Annotated in this window: 16 protein-coding genes and 4 tRNA genes; 2 read left to right on the top strand and 18 right to left on the bottom strand. The window is 45.1% G+C overall.

Annotated elements, in window-relative coordinates; all coding sequences use genetic code 11:
• Nucleotides 1-50 precede the first annotated feature (50 nt).
• The 3 genes from NP165_RS01290 to nudC all read right to left on the bottom strand — a co-directional run bounded on the left by NP165_RS01290 (nt 51) and on the right by nudC (nt 2,919).
• Nucleotides 51-686, bottom strand: coding sequence for a TetR/AcrR family transcriptional regulator (locus NP165_RS01290; protein WP_257084566.1), 636 nt, complete (start codon nt 684-686; stop codon nt 51-53).
• A 106-nt stretch (nt 687-792) separates the two neighbouring features.
• Complete coding sequence (hemE, locus tag NP165_RS01285) at nt 793-1,860, bottom strand: uroporphyrinogen decarboxylase (RefSeq protein WP_257084565.1); 1,068 nt, start codon at nt 1,858-1,860, stop codon at nt 793-795.
• A 279-nt stretch (nt 1,861-2,139) separates the two neighbouring features.
• Nucleotides 2,140-2,919 carry an NAD(+) diphosphatase gene (nudC, locus tag NP165_RS01280; RefSeq protein WP_257084564.1) on the bottom strand — a complete coding sequence of 260 codons (780 nt, stop codon included), beginning with the start codon at nt 2,917-2,919 and terminating at the stop codon, nt 2,140-2,142.
• Between the two features lie 180 nt (nt 2,920-3,099).
• Here nudC and rsd point away from each other — a divergent pair, with 180 nt between their 5' ends.
• Nucleotides 3,100-3,594: a sigma D regulator gene (gene rsd / locus NP165_RS01275; RefSeq protein ID WP_257084563.1), complete on the top strand. Its 495-nt coding sequence runs from the start codon at nt 3,100-3,102 to the stop codon at nt 3,592-3,594.
• Nucleotides 3,595-3,839: 245 nt separating this feature from the next.
• On the opposite strand, the gene rpoC is transcribed toward rsd, so the two are convergent.
• The 13 genes from rpoC to NP165_RS01210 all read right to left on the bottom strand — a co-directional run bounded on the left by rpoC (nt 3,840) and on the right by NP165_RS01210 (nt 17,840).
• Nucleotides 3,840-8,042 carry a DNA-directed RNA polymerase subunit beta' gene (gene rpoC, locus NP165_RS01270; protein ID WP_257084562.1) on the bottom strand — a complete coding sequence of 1,401 codons (4,203 nt, stop codon included), beginning with the start codon at nt 8,040-8,042 and terminating at the stop codon, nt 3,840-3,842.
• A 106-nt stretch (nt 8,043-8,148) separates the two neighbouring features.
• A complete protein-coding gene (gene rpoB, locus NP165_RS01265) occupies nt 8,149-12,177 on the bottom strand; it encodes a DNA-directed RNA polymerase subunit beta (RefSeq protein WP_257084561.1) in 4,029 nt (1,342 codons plus the stop codon).
• Nucleotides 12,178-12,407: 230 nt separating this feature from the next.
• Nucleotides 12,408-12,776 carry a 50S ribosomal protein L7/L12 gene (rplL, locus tag NP165_RS01260; protein WP_004747612.1) on the bottom strand — a complete coding sequence of 123 codons (369 nt, stop codon included), beginning with the start codon at nt 12,774-12,776 and terminating at the stop codon, nt 12,408-12,410.
• Between the two features lie 60 nt (nt 12,777-12,836).
• Complete coding sequence (rplJ, locus tag NP165_RS01255; RefSeq protein WP_257084560.1) at nt 12,837-13,325, bottom strand: 50S ribosomal protein L10; 489 nt, start codon at nt 13,323-13,325, stop codon at nt 12,837-12,839.
• Between the two features lie 299 nt (nt 13,326-13,624).
• Entirely contained in the window at nt 13,625-14,326 is a 702-nt protein-coding gene (rplA, locus tag NP165_RS01250) for a 50S ribosomal protein L1 (protein ID WP_257084559.1), read from the bottom strand.
• A 4-nt stretch (nt 14,327-14,330) separates the two neighbouring features.
• Nucleotides 14,331-14,759, bottom strand: coding sequence for a 50S ribosomal protein L11 (rplK, locus tag NP165_RS01245; protein ID WP_257084558.1), 429 nt, complete (start codon nt 14,757-14,759; stop codon nt 14,331-14,333).
• A gap of 145 nt (nt 14,760-14,904) precedes the next feature.
• Complete coding sequence (gene nusG / locus NP165_RS01240; protein WP_053397181.1) at nt 14,905-15,453, bottom strand: transcription termination/antitermination protein NusG; 549 nt, start codon at nt 15,451-15,453, stop codon at nt 14,905-14,907.
• 13 nt (nt 15,454-15,466) lie between these two features.
• Nucleotides 15,467-15,847 (bottom strand): preprotein translocase subunit SecE, encoded by a 381-nt coding sequence (secE, locus tag NP165_RS01235; protein ID WP_257084557.1) that lies wholly within the window; start codon nt 15,845-15,847, stop codon nt 15,467-15,469.
• A 276-nt stretch (nt 15,848-16,123) separates the two neighbouring features.
• Nucleotides 16,124-17,308 (bottom strand): elongation factor Tu, encoded by a 1,185-nt coding sequence (gene tuf, locus NP165_RS01230; RefSeq protein WP_257084556.1) that lies wholly within the window; start codon nt 17,306-17,308, stop codon nt 16,124-16,126.
• 137 nt (nt 17,309-17,445) lie between these two features.
• A tRNA-Thr gene (locus NP165_RS01225) sits at nt 17,446-17,521 on the bottom strand.
• Between the two features lie 12 nt (nt 17,522-17,533).
• Nucleotides 17,534-17,608: transfer RNA gene (locus NP165_RS01220), tRNA-Gly, on the bottom strand.
• 35 nt (nt 17,609-17,643) lie between these two features.
• Nucleotides 17,644-17,728: transfer RNA gene (locus NP165_RS01215), tRNA-Tyr, on the bottom strand.
• A gap of 36 nt (nt 17,729-17,764) precedes the next feature.
• A tRNA-Thr gene (locus NP165_RS01210) sits at nt 17,765-17,840 on the bottom strand.
• A gap of 207 nt (nt 17,841-18,047) precedes the next feature.
• Here NP165_RS01210 and coaA point away from each other — a divergent pair.
• Entirely contained in the window at nt 18,048-18,971 is a 924-nt protein-coding gene (gene coaA / locus NP165_RS01205) for a type I pantothenate kinase (protein WP_257084555.1), read from the top strand.
• 66 nt (nt 18,972-19,037) lie between these two features.
• Here the strand turns inward: coaA and NP165_RS01200 are convergent, their stop codons facing one another.
• Nucleotides 19,038-19,463, bottom strand: a complete 426-nt coding sequence (locus tag NP165_RS01200) for a DUF805 domain-containing protein (RefSeq protein ID WP_257084554.1) — start codon at nt 19,461-19,463, stop codon at nt 19,038-19,040.
• Between the two features lie 32 nt (nt 19,464-19,495).
• Nucleotides 19,496-19,843, bottom strand: coding sequence for a 5-carboxymethyl-2-hydroxymuconate Delta-isomerase (locus tag NP165_RS01195; RefSeq protein WP_257084553.1), 348 nt, complete (start codon nt 19,841-19,843; stop codon nt 19,496-19,498).
• Nucleotides 19,844-19,993: the final 150 nt, after the last annotated feature.

Genomic DNA, 19,993 nt, shown 5'->3' with positions numbered 1-19,993 from the left:
ATGTACTTTAATGGGTTAGATATCGACAAACAATTTTTAATTAGTTATGACTAAGCATGAATTGCTTTAACGCCATCTTCGAGAAGTTGTAATTGCTCCAACCCTTGCTCGGTTGCTTTAGGTTTGACGACCGCTATCATTTGAAGCATTCCTCGATGAATGACTTGCTCTGTAACTTGCGCTTTTTGTGACATAGCCGCCTGATACCCGAGCCAACTTGAAGCAATCAAATGTAAAGTCGTGACAAGTGACTTCAGCTCATCTTCTTTTACATCCAGCAATTCAAGCTTAACAAACGCGCGCATGATATTAATCAGGTTTGCCTGTAGCTTTTCTTGAACTTGGATGTAGTCTTCGTGCAGATGATCATCTCGCTGGAGTATTTCTGGCAGATTGGAATAGAAAAAACGATATTTCCACATCAAGGTAAAAATGGAATCTAAATAGTGTTTTAGCAATACTAAACTTTCTTGCTGACCTTGAACGGGTGTGAAACGTTCCAATAGCTCGTTGGAATACAGGGAGAAAATCTCTCGAACAATCTCCTGCTTATTGCGGAAATGGTAATAAAGGTTTCCCGGACTAATATCAATGTGTGCCGCGATATGATTGGTCGTGATATTACGCTCACCATGTTGATTAAAAAGATCTAGAGCAGCAAGCACTATTCTGTCGCGTGTCTTCATTCGTTTTCCATACCCTCTTCCATAACTCTTTGTCAGTATAGCGGCTAGTGTAACCCGAAACAAAAAAGCGCCTGGTCATATCAGGCGCTTTCATTAGTTTATTTGATTACTTGTGGTACGGCTTAGACAATTCATGTACCGCATCTACAAATACACCGGCATTTTCTGGCGGAACATCCAAGTGAATACCGTGGCCAAGGTTAAAGACATGTCCTGTATTCCCTTCACCAAAGCCTTCAAGAATGGTTGCCACCTCTTCACGGATACGCTCAGGCTGAGCGTACAGCATTGATGGATCCATGTTGCCTTGTAGCGCCACTTTATCACCGATGCGTGCTTTCGCGTCAGCGATATTGATAGTCCAGTCAAGACCAACCGCATCACAGCCAGTAGCCGCGATTTGCTCTAACCACATGCCACCGTTCTTAGTGAATAGCGTCACTGGTACACGACGACCTTCGTTTTCACGAATCAGACCATCAACGATTTTGTGCATGTATTGTAGCGAGAACAGGTTGTAGTCACGCGGAGTCAATACGCCACCCCAAGTGTCAAATACCATCACAGATTGTGCACCTGCTTTGATCTGCGCATTGAGGTACTCAATCACGCTATCAGCAAGCTTATCAAGTAGTAGATGTAACGTTTGTGGTTCTGCGTACATCATCTTCTTGATCTTAGTGAACGCTTTCGAGCTACCACCTTCAACCATGTATGTAGCAAGTGTCCATGGGCTACCTGAGAAACCGATCAGTGGCACGTCACCGTTTAGATCTTTACGAATCTGACGTACTGCATTCATCACATATTGCAGTTCGCCTTCAGGGTCTGGCAAACCGATTTTATCAACGTCCGCTTTACAGGTGATTGGCTTGTCAAAAACTGGACCTTCACCGGCTGAAAAACGAAGACCAAGCCCCATTGCATCTGGAATGGTAAGGATGTCAGAGAAAAGAATCGCTGCATCTAATGGGAAACGACGTAATGGCTGCAATGTTACTTCAGAAGCCAACTCTGCATTACGGCAAAGTGACATAAAGTCCCCTGCTTGTGCACGAGTTTCACGATATTCTGGTAGGTATCGACCTGCCTGACGCATCATCCATACAGGAGTGTAATCGACAGGCTCTTTCAACAACGCACGCAGGTAACGATCATTTTTTAATTCAGTCATTCCGTTCTTCCGATTCTTAAGACTCACTTTTAGTGGCCGCTATTCTAACATCGTTTTCCTTTCAAAAGCTGTGTGCTTTGCAACCTAGATCAACTTATTAACTATAAAATCAGTGCTTAATTTGCACCCAATGAGTAACGATGTTAAAAATTTGCTTGCTAGCGAAAACTACAATTATAAAACTGAGCACTTAAGTGTTCAGCATCTCATAACGACATCTTACTTACCCCCTCCCTCTCGGAGGGTTTTTTTTATCTTTTTTATCTATAGTTCAGTAGCCTAAGCTTCAATACTGGCCAGTGTTTCTTCAATCAAAGCACGCGCAATAGTGCCCACTGGCGCTACGGGAGGGATCTCATTAGCGGCAAACCATTTGGCGTCAGCTAACTCACTGTAATCTGGCTTCAATAAGCCCGATTCATATTCCGCTAAAAAGCCCATCATCATACTGGAAGGAAAAGCCCAAGGTTGGCTGCCAAAATACTGAATATTTTTCACCTCAATACCCGTTTCTTCTTTTACTTCGCGCGCCACACATTGCTCTAATGTTTCCCCAACTTCTAAAAAGCCAGCGATCACTGTGTACATTCCGTTTCTGTGTCTTGGATGCTGGGCCAACAGAATTTCTTTCCCTTTACGCACCGCAACAATGATACACGGGAAAATTCTTGGATAATGGAGCGTGCGGCAATCTCCACATTGCATTGCCAGTTGGTTGTGATTGAGATGATTGCGACCACCACATATCGGGCAAAAACGCATCGATTGGGTCATGTGGCCAAACTGTACCGCTTTGCTCATGAGTAAGAATAAGGCCTCGGGAAACATCAGACACTCTCTCAATGAAACCAAAGCAAGGTCGTGTTCAACGTCGACGGCATTCAACCAGTAAACAGGTCTCTTTTCATATTCACCAATGAAAATCGCCTTCTCTTCTGGTAGAGAATATTGCTGTGCCACACCACAAGGTAACTGATGATCCACCAACCAGATATCGCTTCCTGACACGACACACCAATAAGCATCTTCCGTACGGTTTGTGTCACTATTCTTTAACATTACCCTTCCTCTTTGCTTGCAGTTCATCCATTTTACTGGCAATCTAATTTCATACCAGAGTTTGTAGTAAGGCAATTTTCTGGCTATAAATTCTAGTAAGGACAAGAGGTTGTACCTCTAGAAGAGCTTTGCTGACGCAAGGCATAACGATCACCGGAGTTGTGATCCGATCATGAGGGCATGGTCATGCTAAATAAATTCAAACAAACTCAAGAACAGTGGGGTGGCTCTAGCGAAGTCATCGATCATTGGTTAGAAACCAGACAATCGCTCATTGTCGAATATTGCAAACTCGCAGCGTTAAGACCTTCAACTGCGAAAGAATCTCTATCTACTCTTCCTACACCACAAGAACTTCAAGTTTTTTGTCAGCATCTTGTTGATTATATCTCTGAAGGGCATTTTAAAATCTACGACATGGTCATAGATAAATGGCATGCAACTGGTTTTGAAGCAACCGACGAAATTAATCAAACATACGCACAAATTGTTCTAACGACAGAACCGCTACTCAACTTCACAGACCGCTACGCAGATGTCGCTGAAGATGACGATCTTGATACATTCGATGAAGACCTATCGGTAATAGGTGAAATCATCGAAGCGCGTTTTGAAGTAGAAGATGGATTGATCCAACTAATTGCAAATAGCCTTGCGGTACCACCTGGTGCATAAACCTAGGTGTATAAGCCCAGGTATATAAAAACATAGAGACGTTTAATCGCGTTTATTAAATCCGTTTAGCGCTCAATACGACTCTTTTTCACTATAACGTCTGTGTAGTGCTGCATTTTCAGCGCCTGAAGTAACCGAAATAACTTAGGCCCACTTAGCTCTAACGACTCTCATATTTTGCCCTCATAATAAAAAAGGCACCCGAAGGTGCCTTTTATCATTTCTACGATTACTCTCTGGAAGGATTAATCTTCTGAAGAAAATCCAGCATTAAGAAGTGCTGCAAGATTGTCAGTCGCTTGCTCAGCTGAAGGGCCTTCTTGCTCTTCAACACGCTTAGCTTGACGCTCTTGGTGGTATGCGAAACCTGTACCTGCTGGGATTAGACGACCAACAATTACGTTCTCTTTCAGACCACGTAGCTCATCACGCTTACCAGAAACAGCTGCTTCTGTTAGTACGCGAGTTGTCTCCTGGAACGATGCCGCAGAGATGAACGATTCAGTAGCTAGAGACGCCTTAGTGATACCTAGTAGTTCACGTTCGAAGCGTGCTGGCTCTTTGCCTTCTGCTTCTAGTAGACGGTTAGCAATCTTAACGTTCGCGTATTCTACTTGCTCGCCCGCTAGGAACTCTGAATCACCAGCGTGAGTAATAGTACACTTACGTAGCATTTGACGAACGATAGTTTCGATGTGCTTATCGTTAATCTTAACGCCTTGCAGACGGTATACTTCTTGAACTTCGTTCGCGATGTATTGCGTCACAGCGTGTACGCCACGTAGACGTAGAATGTCATGTGGAGACTCAGGACCATCTGCGATCACGTCACCACGTTCAACTTTCTCGCCTTCGAATACGTTAAGCTGACGATGCTTAGGAATCATCTCTTCGTAGTTCTCACCGCCATCGCGAGTGATAACTAGACGACGCTTACCTTTCGTTTCTTTACCAAAGCTCACAGTACCTGTGTGCTCAGCAAGAATCGCAGGCTCTTTCGGCTTACGTGCTTCGAATAGGTCAGCAACTCGTGGAAGACCACCGGTGATGTCTCGGTTACCGCCAGACTTCTGAGGAATACGTGCAAGTGTATCACCCACACCTACTTCTGCGCCGTCTTCGATGTTCACGATCGCTTTACCAGGTAGGAAGTAGTGAGCTGGCATATCAGTACCAGGGATCATTACGTCGTTACCTTGCTCATCAACAAGTTTGATAGCTGGACGCATATCTTTACCTGCCGCTGGACGAGCAGCTGCATCAGTCACTTCACTTGAAGATAGACCCGTTAGGTCATCTGTTTGGCGAGAAACTGTTACACCATCGATCATATCTACGAACTGGATGCGACCTGCCACTTCAGTGATGATTGGCATTGTGTGCGCTTCCCAGTTAGCAACTGTTTCACCAGCTTCAACTGCGTCGTTATCGCCTTTGCTTAGTAGCGAGCCGTATGGCAGTTTGTGTTTCTCTTTCGTACGACCAAACTCATCGATGATGGTCATTTCAGACGCACGAGAAGTGATAACTAGCTTGCCATCTTTGTTCGTTACAAACTTAGCGTTGTTCAGTTTAACAGAACCGTTGTTCTTCGCTTGGATGCTGTTCTCAGCTGCTGCTGTTGATGCCGCACCACCGATGTGGAACGTACGCATCGTAAGCTGTGTACCCGGCTCACCGATAGACTGAGCAGCGATAACGCCTACTGCTTCACCTTGGTTCACTAGGTGACCACGTGCTAGGTCACGACCGTAACACTGTGCACAACAACCGAAGTCAGAATCACACGTTACAACAGAACGTACACGCATGCTGTCTACTGAGTTCTCTTCCATGATTTGACACCACTTCTCATCGATCAGGGTGTTACGTGGAATAAGAACATCTTCAGTACCAGGTTTTAGAACGTCTTCAGCAACAACACGACCAAGAGCTAGCTCTGTTAGTGCAACTTTAACATCACCACCCTCGATATGAGGCATCATGTCAACACCCTCATGAGTGCCACAGTCATGTTCAGTTACAACAACGTCTTGAGCAACGTCTACTAGACGACGAGTTAGGTAACCCGAGTTCGCTGTTTTCAGTGCCGTATCCGCAAGACCCTTACGAGCACCGTGCGTTGAGATAAAGTACTGAAGTACGTTTAGACCTTCTTTAAAGTTCGCTGTGATCGGCGTTTCGATGATTGAACCATCTGGACGCGCCATCAGACCACGCATACCTGCAAGCTGACGAATCTGAGCTGCAGAACCACGAGCGCCCGAGTCCGCCATCATGTAGATGCTGTTGAATGACTCTTGCTGCTCTTCGTCACCGTCGCGGTTAACAACAGTTTCAGAAGATAGGTTCTCCATCATCGCTTTCGCTACGCGATCGTTGGTCGATGCCCAAATATCGATCACTTTGTTGTAGCGCTCACCCGCAGTTACAAGACCAGATTGGTACTGCTCTTGAATTTCGCGAACTTCTTCTTCAGCTGCTGCGATTTCAGTGTACTTAGCATCAGGCACAACCATATCGTCGATACCAACAGATACACCTGATAGTGCCGCATACGCGAAACCTGTGTACATGATTTGGTCAGCGAAGATTACTGTATCTTTAAGACCAAGCTTACGGTAAGCCTCGTTCAGCAAGTTAGAGATCTGCTTCTTACCTAGTTTTTGGTTTACTAGGCTGAATGGCAGGCCTGCTGGAACGATTTGCCATAGCATTGCACGACCGATAGTGGTATCAACCATACCTGTAGTCGTTGTGCTGTTGCCGTCTTCGTCTTTAACTGTTTCTGTAATACGTACTTTAACGCGTGCGTGTAGTTCAGCGCTCTTAGTGCGGTATGCCTTCTCAGCCTCTTCTGGGCCAGCAAGGTACATGCCTTCACCTTTCACGTTGATCTTGTCACGTGTCATGTAGTACAGACCCAATACAACGTCCTGAGAAGGTACGATGATCGGATCACCTGACGCTGGCGACAGAATGTTGTTTGTCGACATCATCAGAGTACGAGCTTCAAGCTGTGCCTCTAGAGTTAGAGGTACGTGAACCGCCATTTGGTCACCATCGAAGTCCGCGTTGTACGCCGCACAAACAAGTGGGTGTAGCTGGATCGCTTTACCTTCGATCAGTACTGGTTCGAATGCCTGGATACCTAGACGGTGAAGTGTAGGTGCACGGTTCAATAGTACTGGGTGTTCACGGATTACTTCGTCTAGGATATCCCAAACAACCGCTTCTTCACGCTCTACCATCTTCTTAGCAGCTTTGATTGTAGTCGCAAGACCACGAGTCTCTAGCTTGCTGTAGATGAATGGTTTGAATAGCTCAAGTGCCATCTTCTTAGGAAGACCACACTGGTGTAGACGAAGGTATGGACCTACTGTGATAACAGAACGGCCAGAGTAGTCTACACGTTTACCTAGAAGGTTCTGACGGAAACGACCTTGTTTACCCTTGATCATATCAGCAAGAGATTTCAGAGGACGCTTGTTCGAACCTGTGATCGCACGACCACGACGACCGTTATCTAGTAGCGCATCAACAGACTCTTGCAGCATACGCTTTTCGTTACGTACGATGATGTCCGGAGCAGCTAGCTCTAGAAGACGCTTCAAACGGTTGTTACGGTTGATCACACGACGGTATAGATCGTTCAGATCAGAAGTCGCAAAGCGACCGCCATCTAGAGGTACTAGAGGACGTAGATCTGGTGGAAGTACCGGAAGCACAGTTAGGATCATCCACTCTGGGTTGTTACCAGACTGAACAAACGCTTCAACTAGCTTCAGACGCTTAGTGATTTTCTTACGCTTAGTCTCTGAGTTAGTAGACTGAAGCTCTTCACGCATCTCTTCGATTTCAGCAGGAAGATCCATCGCACCTAGCAGGTCTTTGATCGCTTCCGCACCCATCTTAGCCGTGAATTCATCACCCCACTCTTCTAGACGGTCTAGATACTCTTCTTCTGTAAGCATCTGAGACTTTTCTAGATCAGTCATACCTGGTTCAGTTACTACGTACATTTCGAAGTAAAGAACACGTTCGATATCACGTAGAGGGATATCCATTAGTAGACCGATACGAGACGGTAGTGATTTTAGGAACCAGATGTGAGCAACTGGTGAAGCAAGCTCGATGTGGCCCATGCGGTCACGACGAACTTTAGTTTGTGTAACTTCAACGCCACACTTCTCACAGATAACACCACGGTGTTTCAGACGCTTATATTTGCCACAAAGACATTCGTAGTCTTTTACTGGACCAAAGATACGCGCACAAAATAGACCATCACGCTCAGGTTTGAACGTACGATAGTTGATCGTTTCAGGTTTTTTAACTTCACCGAAAGACCATGAACGGATCATGTCTGGTGAAGATAGACCGATTTTGATTGCATCAAATTCTTCGGTCTTATGCTGCGCTTTTAGAAAGTTTAATAAGTCTTTCACAATCAGCTCCTGTAAGGAGTTAAAAGGGGCTCACCCGCAAAAGTGAGCACCTTTCTACCAGATAATCGCTTTTCATTCTCTTAACCTTAGTCAAGAGAAAAAGAGATTACTCTTCGTCTTCTAGCTCGATGTTGATACCTAGCGAGCGGATCTCTTTCAACAATACGTTGAACGATTCTGGCATGCCAGGTTCCATGCTGTGGTTACCGTCTACGATGTTCTTATACATCTTAGTACGGCCGTTAACGTCATCCGACTTAACGGTTAGCATTTCTTGTAGCGTGTAAGCAGCACCGTATGCTTCTAGTGCCCATACTTCCATCTCACCGAAACGCTGACCACCGAACTGAGCTTTACCACCAAGTGGCTGCTGAGTTACTAGGCTGTACGAGCCAGTTGAACGAGCGTGCATCTTGTCATCAACAAGGTGGTTCAGTTTCAGCATGTACATGTAACCAACAGTTACAGGACGCTCAAACGCATCACCTGTGCGACCATCAAATAGCGTTAGCTGACCAGACTCTGGCAGGTCACCTAGTTTTAGAAGCTCTTTGATTGATGCTTCGTTAGCACCGTCGAATACTGGAGTAGCAATCGGTAAACCACCACGTAGGTTCTTGATCAGCGTACGAACTTCATCATCAGATAGAGACGCTACGTCTACTTTCTGACGAGTTTCGCCAAGATCGTAAACTTTCTGTAGGAAGTCACGGAACTTAGCCAGCTCTTGCTGCTCTTTCACCATTTGGTTGATCTTGTCACCGATACCTTTCGCTGCCAGACCTAAGTGAACTTCTAGGATCTGACCGATGTTCATACGCGAAGGTACACCCAGTGGGTTCAGTACGATGTCTACCGGCTGACCTTTTTCATCGTAAGGCATGTCTTCAACAGGGTTGATCTTAGAGATAACACCCTTGTTACCGTGACGACCCGCCATCTTATCACCAGGCTGGATACGACGTTTAACCGCTAGGTAAACCTTAACGATCTTCAGTACGCCAGGTGCTAGATCATCACCTTGAGTGATCTTACGACGTTTAGTTTCGAACTTCTTATCGAAGTCAGCTTTTAGCTCGTCCCACTGCTCTGCTAGTTGCTCAAGCTGAGTCTGTAGAGCATCATCTTCAAGCGTTAGCTCTAACCACTTCTTACGGTCGATAGAGTCTAGCTTCGCTTCAGTGTAACCACCTTCGATTAGTACAGCTTGAACACGGTGTAGAAGGCCACCCTCAAGAATCTGGAATTCTTCAGTAAGGTCTTTCTTCGCTTCTTTTAGCTGCATCTGTTCAATTTCAAGTGCACGCTTGTCTTTTTCGACACCGTCACGAGTAAATACTTGAACGTCGATGATAGTACCTGAAACTGAGTTTGGTACGCGTAGAGACGTATCTTTAACGTCTGACGCTTTCTCACCGAAGATTGCACGTAGTAGCTTCTCTTCAGGAGTTAGCTGAGTTTCACCTTTAGGCGTTACTTTACCTACAAGGATGTCACCGCCTTTCACTTCCGCACCGATGTAAACGATACCTGACTCGTCTAGCTTAGACAGAGCAGATTCACCTACGTTTGGAATGTCAGCTGTGATTTCTTCAGCACCAAGCTTAGTATCACGTGCCACACAAGATAGCTCTTGAATGTGGATTGTTGTGAAACGGTCTTCTTGAACTACGCGCTCAGATACTAAGATCGAGTCTTCGAAGTTGTAACCATTCCAAGGCATGAACGCGATACGCATGTTCTGACCAAGTGCTAGTTCACCAAGGTCTGTTGAAGGACCATCAGCAAGAACGTCGCCACGTAGTACTGGTTCACCCGGCATCACACATGGACGCTGGTTGATACACGTGTTTTGGTTTGAACGAGTGTATTTAGTTAGGTTGTAGATATCGATACCTGCTTCACCAGGAATCAACTCTTCTTCGTTTACTTTAACAACGATACGAGAAGCATCTACAGACTGGATTACACCACCACGCTTAGCAACAGCAGTAACACCAGAGTCAACTGCGATGTTACGTTCAATACCAGTACCAACTAGAGGCTTGTCAGCTTTAAGAGTTGGAACGGCCTGACGTTGCATGTTCGCACCCATCAATGCACGGTTCGCATCATCGTGTTCTAGGAACGGGATAAGTGATGCAGCGATCGATACAACCTGGTTAGTTGCAACGTCCATGTATTGAGCGTGTTCACGTGGGTGAAGACCAGATTCACCTTTTTGACGAGCAGTGATTAGCTCATCAGCGAATGTACCTTCTTCAGTCAGAACCGTGTTCGCCTGAGCGATAACGTACTGACCTTCTTGAATAGCAGATAAGTAATCTACTTCGTCTGTTACTACGCCATCTACAACACGACGGTATGGAGTCTCTAGGAAACCGTACTCGTTACAACGTGCAAACGCAGATAGAGAGTTGATCAGACCGATGTTTGGACCTTCCGGCGTTTCGATCGGACATAGACGGCCGTAGTGAGTTACGTGTACGTCTCGAACTTCGAAGCCAGCACGTTCACGAGTTAGACCGCCAGGACCCAATGCAGAAATACGACGCTTGTGCGTTACTTCTGATAACGGGTTGTTCTGGTCCATAAACTGAGAAAGCTGAGAAGAACCAAAGAATTCTTTCACTGCCGCAGAAATAGGCTTAGCGTTGATAAGATCTTGAGGCATGATGTTATCAAGATCACCAAGACTTAGACGCTCTTTAACTGCACGCTCAACACGTACAAGACCTACGCGGAACTGGTTCTCTGCCATTTCGCCAACGCTACGGATACGACGGTTGCCTAGGTGGTCAATATCGTCCACTTCACCAATACCGTTTCGAATCGCGATAAGCTTCTTCATCACTTCGATGATGTCTTGCTCATCAAGCGTACCCTGCTCTTGTGCGTCTTCACGCTCGATAGAGCTGTTGAACTTCATACGACCAACAGTCGATAGATCGTAACGCTCTTCAGAGAAGAATAGGCTTTCGAATAGAGCTTCAGCAGCTTCTTTCGTTGGCGGCTCACCAGGGCGCATCATGCGGTAGATTTCTACCAGTGCAGAAATACGATCAACAGTGCTGTCGATACGTACAGTTTCTGACATGAATGGACCGTGGTCTAGATCGTTCGTAAATAGAACTTCTAGTGCTTTATGGCCTGCTTGAGAAAGGTTCGCTAGCGCTTCAAGGCTGATTTCTTGGTTTGCAGCAGCGATGATCTCGCCAGTCGCTTCGTTGATGTAATCTTTCGATGCAACTTTACCAACAATGTACTCTACTGGTACTTCGATGTGTTCAATGCCGTCTTTTTCAAGTTGACGAATGTGACGAGCTGTAACACGACGACCCGTTTCAACGTAAACCTTACCGTTTGCTTCGATATCGAATGACGCAGTTTCACCACGTAGACGATCAGGAACCAACTCCATTAGTAGAGTTTGATCTTTTACTTCAAAGCGGATCTTCTCGAAGAAGATGTCCAGGATCTCTTCTGTCGTCTTACCTAGTGCGCGAAGAATGATAGATGCTGGAAGCTTACGACGGCGGTCAATACGTACGTACAAGTTATCCTTAGGATCAAACTCGAAATCAAGCCATGAACCACGGTAAGGAATGATACGTGCGTTGTATAGAACTTTACCTGATGAGTGGGTCTTACCCTTATCGCTGTCGAAGAAAACGCCTGGGCTTCTGTGCAGCTGGGATACGATAACCCTCTCGGTACCATTGATAACGAAGGTACCATTGTCTGTCATAAGCGGAATTTCGCCCATGTAGACTTCTTGTTCTTTAATGTCTTTTACAGTACCTGCTGGCGCGTCTTTATCAAAAATAACTAGGCGTAGTTTTACGCGTAGTGGCTTTGAATAAGTTACGCCGCGGATTTGACATTCTTTAACGTCAAAAACTGGCTCACCAAGACGGTAGCTAACGTATTGCAGCTCGGAATTGCCGTTGTAGCTCTGAATCGGGAATACAGAACGGAAAGCAGCCTCAAGACCGTATTGCCCCTCAGGATCCTGTTCGATGAATTTTTCGAACGAATCGAGCTGGATCGATAGCAGGTATGGAATGTCCAAAACTTGTGGACGAGTACCAAAGTCCTTACGGATGCGCTTTTTCTCGGTATAAGAGTAAACCATGGGGTTCCTCAGCTCGCTGATAAGTGACCCAAACTGTCTCGGGTAGTGTGAGACAGTGACTAAACAACTGTTTAACTGTAGTGACGTTTCATTAAGGTGTAATGAAACGTTTTTTGCTAGAACATAGGTGACTAAACAGCGGAAAATTCACCTAAGCCCTACAGCGCAAAAAGGCCGGTGGTTAAAAAACCACCAGCCATTAGCCGTTAGGCTAAGAAACTATGCAATAATTACTTAACAGTAACACTTGCACCAGCTTCTTCTAGCTGAGCTTTAAGAGCTTCAGCTTCGTCTTTCTCTACGCCTTCTTTAAGAGGTGCAGGAGCGCCGTCTACTAGAGCTTTAGCTTCTTTAAGACCTAGGCCAGTTGCGCCACGTACTGCTTTGATTACAGCAACTTTGTTACCGCCAGCAGATTCTAGGATTACGTCAAATTCAGTTTGCTCAGCAGCAGCTTCGCCGCCAGCAGCGCCGCCAGCTACAACAGCAGCAGCAGCAGAAACACCGAATTTCTCTTCCATTGCTTCGATTAGTTCAACAACTTGCATTACAGACATTTCTGCAACTGCGTCTAGGATTTGCTCGTTAGTAATAGACATAACAATTCTCTTTTAAGTCAACAATAAGTTTATTAAGCAACCAGTAAAAAGCAAGGCTTATTAAGCCGCTTCTTTTTGATCGCGGATAGCAGCGATTGTACGAACCAGCTTGCCAGCAGAAGCTTCTTTCATGCACATCATTAGGCGTGCAATTGCTTCGTCGTAAGTTGGTAGTGTCGCTAGTACTTCAGCGTCAGCTAGCGCGCCTTCAAATGCAGCAGCTTTGATCTCGAAGTTTTTGTTCTCTTTAGCGAAGTCTTTGAAAAGACGTGCTGCAGCACCTGGGTGCTCGTTAGAGAACGCGATTAGAGTAGGACCAGTGAATGTCTCTGTTAGACATTCGTAGTCAGTACCTTCAACCGCACGACGCATTAGAGTGTTACGAACAACTCGTACGTAAACGCCAGCTTCACGAGCTTGCTTACGTAGTGAAGTCATTGCGCTTACTTCAACGCCACGAGAATCAGCTACAACTGCAGAAAGTGCACCACTGGCAGCTTCGTTGACTTCAGCAACAATTGCTTTTTTGTCTTGAAGGTTTAAAGCCATCTTGGATTTACTCCTGGTTGTCGTTACACCACTCACTATTATCACAACAGTGAGAGCTATTGAGGTGCTTCCCAGAAGAAAGGTAACTATTTACATAGAGCTTTCTGTCAGTTCGGGCACCATCTACGTAGGAGGATTAAGTCTGTACTTGCAAAACAAATTCAGACACCTACGGTCTTGGACGGAGACTGGGTCATAATTCACAACAAATTCTAAACGAATTTAATGAACCAAAGTTCAGCCCCAACCACAAATATTAGGCGCAGAATTATACACTAATTTCGCGCCTAAGCAAATAATTATGCTTGAGTGTTCAGGCTACCCTGATCAACAGCAACACCAGCACCCATAGTAGTAGAGATGCTTACTTTCTTCAGGAAAGTACCTTTCGCTGAAGATGGCTTAGCTTTCTTAAGAGCAACTAGAAGTGATTCTAGGTTCTCTTTGATCTGCTCTGCAGAGAAGTTAGCTTTACCGATAGTAGTGTGGATGATGCCGTTCTTGTCGTTACGGTAACGAACCTGACCAGCTTTAGCGTTCTTAACTGCTTCAGCAACGTTAGGAGTTACAGTACCAACTTTAGGGTTTGGCATTAGACCGCGAGGACCTAGGATAGTACCTAGTTGACCTACAACGCGCATTGCATCTGGAGAAGCAACAACTACGTCGAAGTTCATTTCGCCTTTCTTCACTTGCTCAGCAAGATCTTCCATACCAACAAGATCTGCGCCAGCTTCTTTAGCTGCTTCAGCGTTTGCACCTTGAGTGAACACTGCAACGCGGATTTCGCGGCCAGTACCGTGAGGTAGTACAGTTGCACCACGTACGTTCTGGTCAGATTTACGAGCATCGATGCCAAGGTTAACAGCAACGTCTACAGACTCAACGAATTTAGCAGTCGCTAGTTCTTGAAGAAGAGCTACAGCTTCGTTGATTTCGTATTCTTTAGTTACGTCAACTTTTTCGCGGATTACGCGCATGCGCTTAGTTAGTTTTGCCATGATCTTAACCCTCTACCACTAGGCCCATTGAACGAGCAGTACCAGCGATTGAGCGTTTCATCGCTTCGATGTCAGCACCAGTCATATCAGCAGCTTTAGTTTCTGCGATTTCTTGGATTTGAGCGTCAGTTACAGTACCCACTTTTTCAGTGTTTGGACGACCTGAACCAGACTTAACGCCAGCAGCTTTCTTTAGAAGAACAGCAGCAGGTGGAGTCTTAGTTACGAATGTGAAAGAACGGTCACTGTATACAGTGATAACAACTGGAGTTGGTAGACCTTTCTCCATAGATTCTGTTTTCGCGTTAAACGCTTTACAGAATTCCATGATGTTAACACCATGCTGACCTAGAGCAGGACCAACTGGTGGACTTGGGTTCGCCATACCAGCAGCAACTTGCAGCTTGATGTAAGCTTCAACTTTCTTAGCCATGATAATTCCTAAGTTTTGGGTTCAGACGCTAATCACTCGATCAGCTCCCCGTTTACGTAAAAAACTTTTTACTTCACCAGAAGCAAAAAGGCGCGAAATTATAGTCATAATTCGCGCCTTAGACAACCCTTAAAAAGGTGTTTTTTTAGTCAAGTTTTTCAACCTGACCAAACTCAAGCTCAACTGGTGTTGCACGACCAAAGATCGATACAGACACTTTCAGGCGGCTCTTCTCGTAATCCACTTCTTCAACAGTACCGTTGAAGTCAGCAAATGGACCGTCAGTCACACGTACCACTTCACCCGCTTCGTACATAGTACGTGGACGAGGTGCTTCACTCGCTTTCTCAAGACGATTAAGAATAGCGTCAGCTTCTTTATCCGTGATAGGAGCAGGACGGTCAGAGGTACCACCAATGAAGCCCATGACACGCGGCACACTGCGTACTAGGTGCCATGATTCATCGTTCATGATCATCTGAACAAGGACGTAACCTGGGAAGAATTTACGCTCAGACTTACGACGTTGTCCTGCGCGCATTTCCACAACTTCTTCAGTTGGGACTAATACTTCACCAAATAGCTCTTCCATGCCATGCATTTTGATATGCTCGCGAAGAGATTGAGCTACACGACCTTCAAATCCAGAGAAGGCTTGAACCACATACCAGCGTTTTTTAGGAGCTTCACTCATGAATTACAACCCTCTATACCCCAGTAGCTAGAGCAACTAGACGAACCATGATGCCGTCAATTCCCCATAGCACTAGAGCCATTACAATACTTACAGCTAAAACAATCAGAGTTGTTTGCATAGTTTCTTGACGCGTTGGCCAAACTACTTTGCGAACTTCCATACGAGATTCTTTAGCAAAACTGATCGACGCTTTACCCTTAGTTGTCGTTGCAGCAACACCAAGTGCAGCAGCAATCAAAACAACAACACCTGCAGCTCGAACCACTACAGACATTTCACCATACAGGTAATTACCCACAACAGCGGCAGCTAGCAGAACGAAAGTGACAATCCACTTAAAGATATCTGCGCCATTTGAGCTTTCAGGAGTTTCAGCATTATTTGCTTTCATAAAACCAACCTGTCACAAGTCTTAATATAGACGACAACAACCCCGCTGTTGCAGGGCAAATCCATAAACGGCAGCCAAAAACTGACTGTCGTACTCTTTTATTGATTGAGACGCCCGTCCTCAACCAAAAAATCCTGCTTTAATGCTCACTTGTCTAACAAACCAGCAAACATTATATTTAGTGCAGAAAAAGGGCATCAAATGATGCCCTTTTTGCTAGTGTCTCGTCAAATCTTATTCAAAGATTTTTCAGAACTCTTCTAGTAATTCTAAGAATTAATCGAAGATCTTAGCAACAACACCAGCACCTACTGTACGGCCGCCTTCACGGATCGCGAAACGTAGACCTTCATCCATCGCGATTGGTGCGATTAGCTCAACAGTCATCTTGATGTTGTCGCCTGGCATTACCATTTCTACGCCTTCTGGTAGCTCGATGTTACCAGTTACGTCAGTTGTACGGAAGTAGAACTGTGGACGGTAGCCTTTGAAGAATGGAGTGTGACGACCACCTTCATCTTTAGACAGTACGTATACTTCTGACTCGAACTTAGTATGTGGAGTGATTGAACCAGGCTTAGCTAGTACTTGACCACGTTCAACTTCGTCACGCTTAGTACCACGTAGAAGTGCACCAACGTTCTCACCTGCACGGCCTTCGTCTAGAAGCTTACGGAACATTTCAACACCAGTACATGTTGTAGTAGTAGTCTCTTTGATACCTACGATAGCAACTTCGTCACCTACGTTTAGGATACCACGCTCGATACGACCAGTTACTACTGTACCACGACCTTGGATTGAGAATACGTCTTCGATTGGCATTAGGAACGGCATGTCTACTGCACGCTCTGGCTCTGGGATGTAGTTGTCTAGTGCTTCTGCTAGTTCTACGATCTTAGCTTCCCACTGCTCTTCGCCGTTTAGTGCGCCTAGTGCAGAACCTTGGATAACTGGTAGGTCATCACCTGGGAAGTCGTATTCAGAAAGAAGTTCACGAACTTCCATTTCTACTAGTTCTAGTAGCTCTTCATCGTCAACCATGTCACATTTGTTCATGAATACGATGATGTATGGGATACCAACCTGACGGCCTAGTAGGATGTGCTCACGAGTTTGAGGCATTGGGCCATCTGTTGCAGCAACAACTAGGATACCACCGTCCATTTGCGCAGCACCAGTGATCATGTTTTTAACATAGTCAGCGTGTCCTGGGCAGTCTACGTGTGCGTAGTGGCGAGTTGGAGTGTCGTACTCTACGTGAGAAGTAGAGATTGTGATACCGCGCTCACGCTCTTCTGGAGCGTTATCGATAGATGCGAAGTCTTTCGCTTCACCACCGTATACTTTAGCAAGAGTAGTACAGATAGCTGCTGTTAGAGTTGTTTTACCGTGGTCAACGTGGCCGATAGTACCAACGTTTACGTGCGGTTTTACACGTTCAAATTTTGCTTTAGACATAAGTTGTCCCTCTAGGTACGGATTTAGGTGGCTTTGATAGCCACGCAACCAAAAGTATTGGTGTTAAACTTATCTTTCAAACACTAAACGTAGTTTAGTTAGAAGAAAGTATCAAAAGGAAATCTTCGCTTGAGAGCTGGTGCTGATAGGCAGACTCGAACTGCCGACCTCATCCTTACCAAGGATGCGCTCTACCACCTGAGCTATATCAGCACTCTAAATGAGTGGAGCGGGCAGCGGGAATCGAACCCGCATCATCAGCTTGGAAGGCTGAGGTAATAGCCATTATACGATGCCCGCAACACGTAACTCTGTGAGCTATTTCCTAAAGAATATGGTGGAGGGGGACGGATTCGAACCATCGAAGGCAGTGCCGGCAGATTTACAGTCTGCTCCCTTTGGCCACTCGGGAACCCCTCCAAATTTTTAAGCCATTCTAGCTACTAAAGGAAAGAATGGTGCCGACTACCGGAATCGAACTGGTGACCTACTGATTACAAGTCAGTTGCTCTACCTACTGAGCTAAGTCGGCATAAGTGGTGCGCATTCTATTGAATGATTTTCTGGCTTGCAAGAGTAAAATCCAAAAAAAACGCCTTTTTATTAACTTTTCGTTTATTTGATGAAAATTCACACAATTTAATCAATAAAAACGACTTTAACTCGAGCTTGTCATTTGCATTCGCCGCTTGTTGTTGTATTTTCGCAGCTTCTCTCTAAAAAAATGGTTAGGAAGACTATGACACCTTTTCTCTCTTTTACTCGTCAGCAGTGGTCAGAGCTACGAAATTCTGTGCCTATGACATTGTCCGAAGAGGATCTGACCGAGCTTCAAGGGGTCAACGAGAGCCTAACCATGGAAGAAGTGGAAGAGATATACCTACCTCTCGCACGCTTACTCAATCTCTATGTAGTCGCAAGACAGAGCCGTAACACGGTCTTGAATAATTTTCTCAATAATCAAGAAAGTGCCCCACCGTTTATTATCGGGATAGCCGGTAGTGTCGCTGTGGGTAAAAGTACGACAGCACGTCTTCTTAAAGCGCTACTCTCTCGCTGGGAAAACCACCCAAAGGTCGAGCTAGTGACGACAGATGGCTTCTTATACCCTAAGCAAGTCCTTAGTGAACGCGGCATCATGCGTCGAAAAGGCTTTCCGGAATCCTATGACATTAAGCGTTTAGTCGAGTTTGTTTCGGACGTAAAAGCAGGTAAGCCAAACTTAAAAGTACCAGTTTACTCTCACATTACTTACGATATTACTGACGAAATCAAAGAGGTTGATCGTCCTGACGTTCTTATTATTGAAGGTCTCAACGTGCTGCAAAGTGGCATGGATTACCCTCACGATCCTCATCGCGTATTTGTTTCTGATTTTTTGGATTTTTCACTCTATGTTGATGCCAATAGTGAGGTAATCGAAAGTTGGTATGTGGAGCGTTTTCTGAAGTTTCGTCAGGGGGCTTTTACTAGGCCAGGTTCATACTTTAGCCACTATACACAGCTAAATGAGAAAGAAGCGATTGAGAAAGCTCACGACATTTGGCAGACAATAAATGGAATAAACCTCCATCAAAACATATTACCTACCAAAGGCCGAGCTCAGTTGATTCTTAAAAAAGGCTCAGATCATAAAGTAGAAGAGATATTGCTAAGAAAGTAATCGGTGAGATTGAGATTAGGCTAGCCTGTTGATAAGAAACAGGCTTTTACCCTACTTTGGGTTGTTTCACTTAGGCTCTGGGCCAAATTGATTATCCCCTTTCGTTCCTTTCAAGAAACCACACTCAACTAAAATCCAAGTCCCACAAATTAACGCTGCAAGCGAACTGAATAATTGAAGATTGGTCGTTTGATCTGCCATGCTTGGATCGCCCATAGGAACTGTCATTCTTCCAATCAATAACGGCACATTGAGCAATAGCCACCAACTGGTTTTGTTTCTGTCATGCCATCGCTTTGCAGTAATCGCGAGATCGGGGATCAAAATCACGATCAAAAAAATGGGAAGTATCACATGTGCGTATGTTGGAAAAAGTGCGTTGATACCCGTTGCGAAACCTACAATCAGAGCATAATAAATGATGTTCCATATCCAGTAAGTCTTCCGATTAACCCTACCTTGAAATGAAAACAACAGTTCTTTAATAGACATACCACTTCCTAACGCTAAAAATCAGAGTCTTATTAGTTTAGAACTTTCTGGAAGCATTCTTTGTCCATGTCACGAATATTAACAGTCAAGCTGCGTATATGACTGGCTTGTTCCTGAAGCTCCGCCATTAACTGCCGAGACAACTCCCTTTTTTGTTCTTGTGTTCGACCATCCAAAAGCTCAAAACTGATATGGATAAAATCCACACTGTCGCCCTCTTCTCCAATTAACCAATCATTACAGCGAAGTGCCCTAGATTTCACCGAGCCAACATCAAACAAACCACTGTGAAGCACCACTTTGTGCAAGTCTTCCAGTAGGCCCTGAACATTGACACGTTCATCCACTGAATTAGAGTATTCCATTACTAGATTCGGCATAGTCATCCTTGAGTAAGTCGTTACATTGTTTCAATTATCCGCTGTCTCAGTATTAACAATTTCCACACTGCTTTCCGAGCCTATTACCGCTATTCTGCCTATGAGATCACTGAACTGGGCTAAGCTTATCGTGTTTATGATATAAGCCAA

Origin of the sequence: Vibrio japonicus (genome assembly GCF_024582835.1) — a bacterium.
In the GTDB taxonomy this organism is placed as follows: Bacteria; Pseudomonadota; Gammaproteobacteria; order Enterobacterales; family Vibrionaceae; genus Vibrio; species Vibrio japonicus.
The sequence above is the reverse complement of the archived record's forward strand: the minus strand, read 5'-3'. Positions and strand labels throughout refer to the sequence as shown.

What these genes read in the sequence shown, in the direction of transcription:
- NP165_RS01290 (WP_257084566.1), bottom strand. Translation starts at nt 686, where the DNA reads ATGAAGACACGCGACAGAATAGTGCTTGCTGCTCTAGATCTTTTTAAT.
- hemE (WP_257084565.1), bottom strand. Translation starts at nt 1,860, where the DNA reads ATGACTGAATTAAAAAATGATCGTTACCTGCGTGCGTTGTTGAAAGAG.
- nudC (WP_257084564.1), bottom strand. Translation starts at nt 2,919, where the DNA reads ATGTTAAAGAATAGTGACACAAACCGTACGGAAGATGCTTATTGGTGT.
- rsd (WP_257084563.1), top strand. Translation starts at nt 3,100, where the DNA reads ATGGTCATGCTAAATAAATTCAAACAAACTCAAGAACAGTGGGGTGGC.
- rpoB (WP_257084561.1), bottom strand. Translation starts at nt 12,177, where the DNA reads ATGGTTTACTCTTATACCGAGAAAAAGCGCATCCGTAAGGACTTTGGT.
- rplL (WP_004747612.1), bottom strand. Translation starts at nt 12,776, where the DNA reads ATGTCTATTACTAACGAGCAAATCCTAGACGCAGTTGCAGAAATGTCT.
- rplJ (WP_257084560.1), bottom strand. Translation starts at nt 13,325, where the DNA reads ATGGCTTTAAACCTTCAAGACAAAAAAGCAATTGTTGCTGAAGTCAAC.
- rplA (WP_257084559.1), bottom strand. Translation starts at nt 14,326, where the DNA reads ATGGCAAAACTAACTAAGCGCATGCGCGTAATCCGCGAAAAAGTTGAC.
- rplK (WP_257084558.1), bottom strand. Translation starts at nt 14,759, where the DNA reads ATGGCTAAGAAAGTTGAAGCTTACATCAAGCTGCAAGTTGCTGCTGGT.
- nusG (WP_053397181.1), bottom strand. Translation starts at nt 15,453, where the DNA reads ATGAGTGAAGCTCCTAAAAAACGCTGGTATGTGGTTCAAGCCTTCTCT.
- secE (WP_257084557.1), bottom strand. Translation starts at nt 15,847, where the DNA reads ATGAAAGCAAATAATGCTGAAACTCCTGAAAGCTCAAATGGCGCAGAT.
- tuf (WP_257084556.1), bottom strand. Translation starts at nt 17,308, where the DNA reads ATGTCTAAAGCAAAATTTGAACGTGTAAAACCGCACGTAAACGTTGGT.
- coaA (WP_257084555.1), top strand. Translation starts at nt 18,048, where the DNA reads ATGACACCTTTTCTCTCTTTTACTCGTCAGCAGTGGTCAGAGCTACGA.
- NP165_RS01200 (WP_257084554.1), bottom strand. Translation starts at nt 19,463, where the DNA reads ATGTCTATTAAAGAACTGTTGTTTTCATTTCAAGGTAGGGTTAATCGG.
- NP165_RS01195 (WP_257084553.1), bottom strand. Translation starts at nt 19,843, where the DNA reads ATGCCGAATCTAGTAATGGAATACTCTAATTCAGTGGATGAACGTGTC.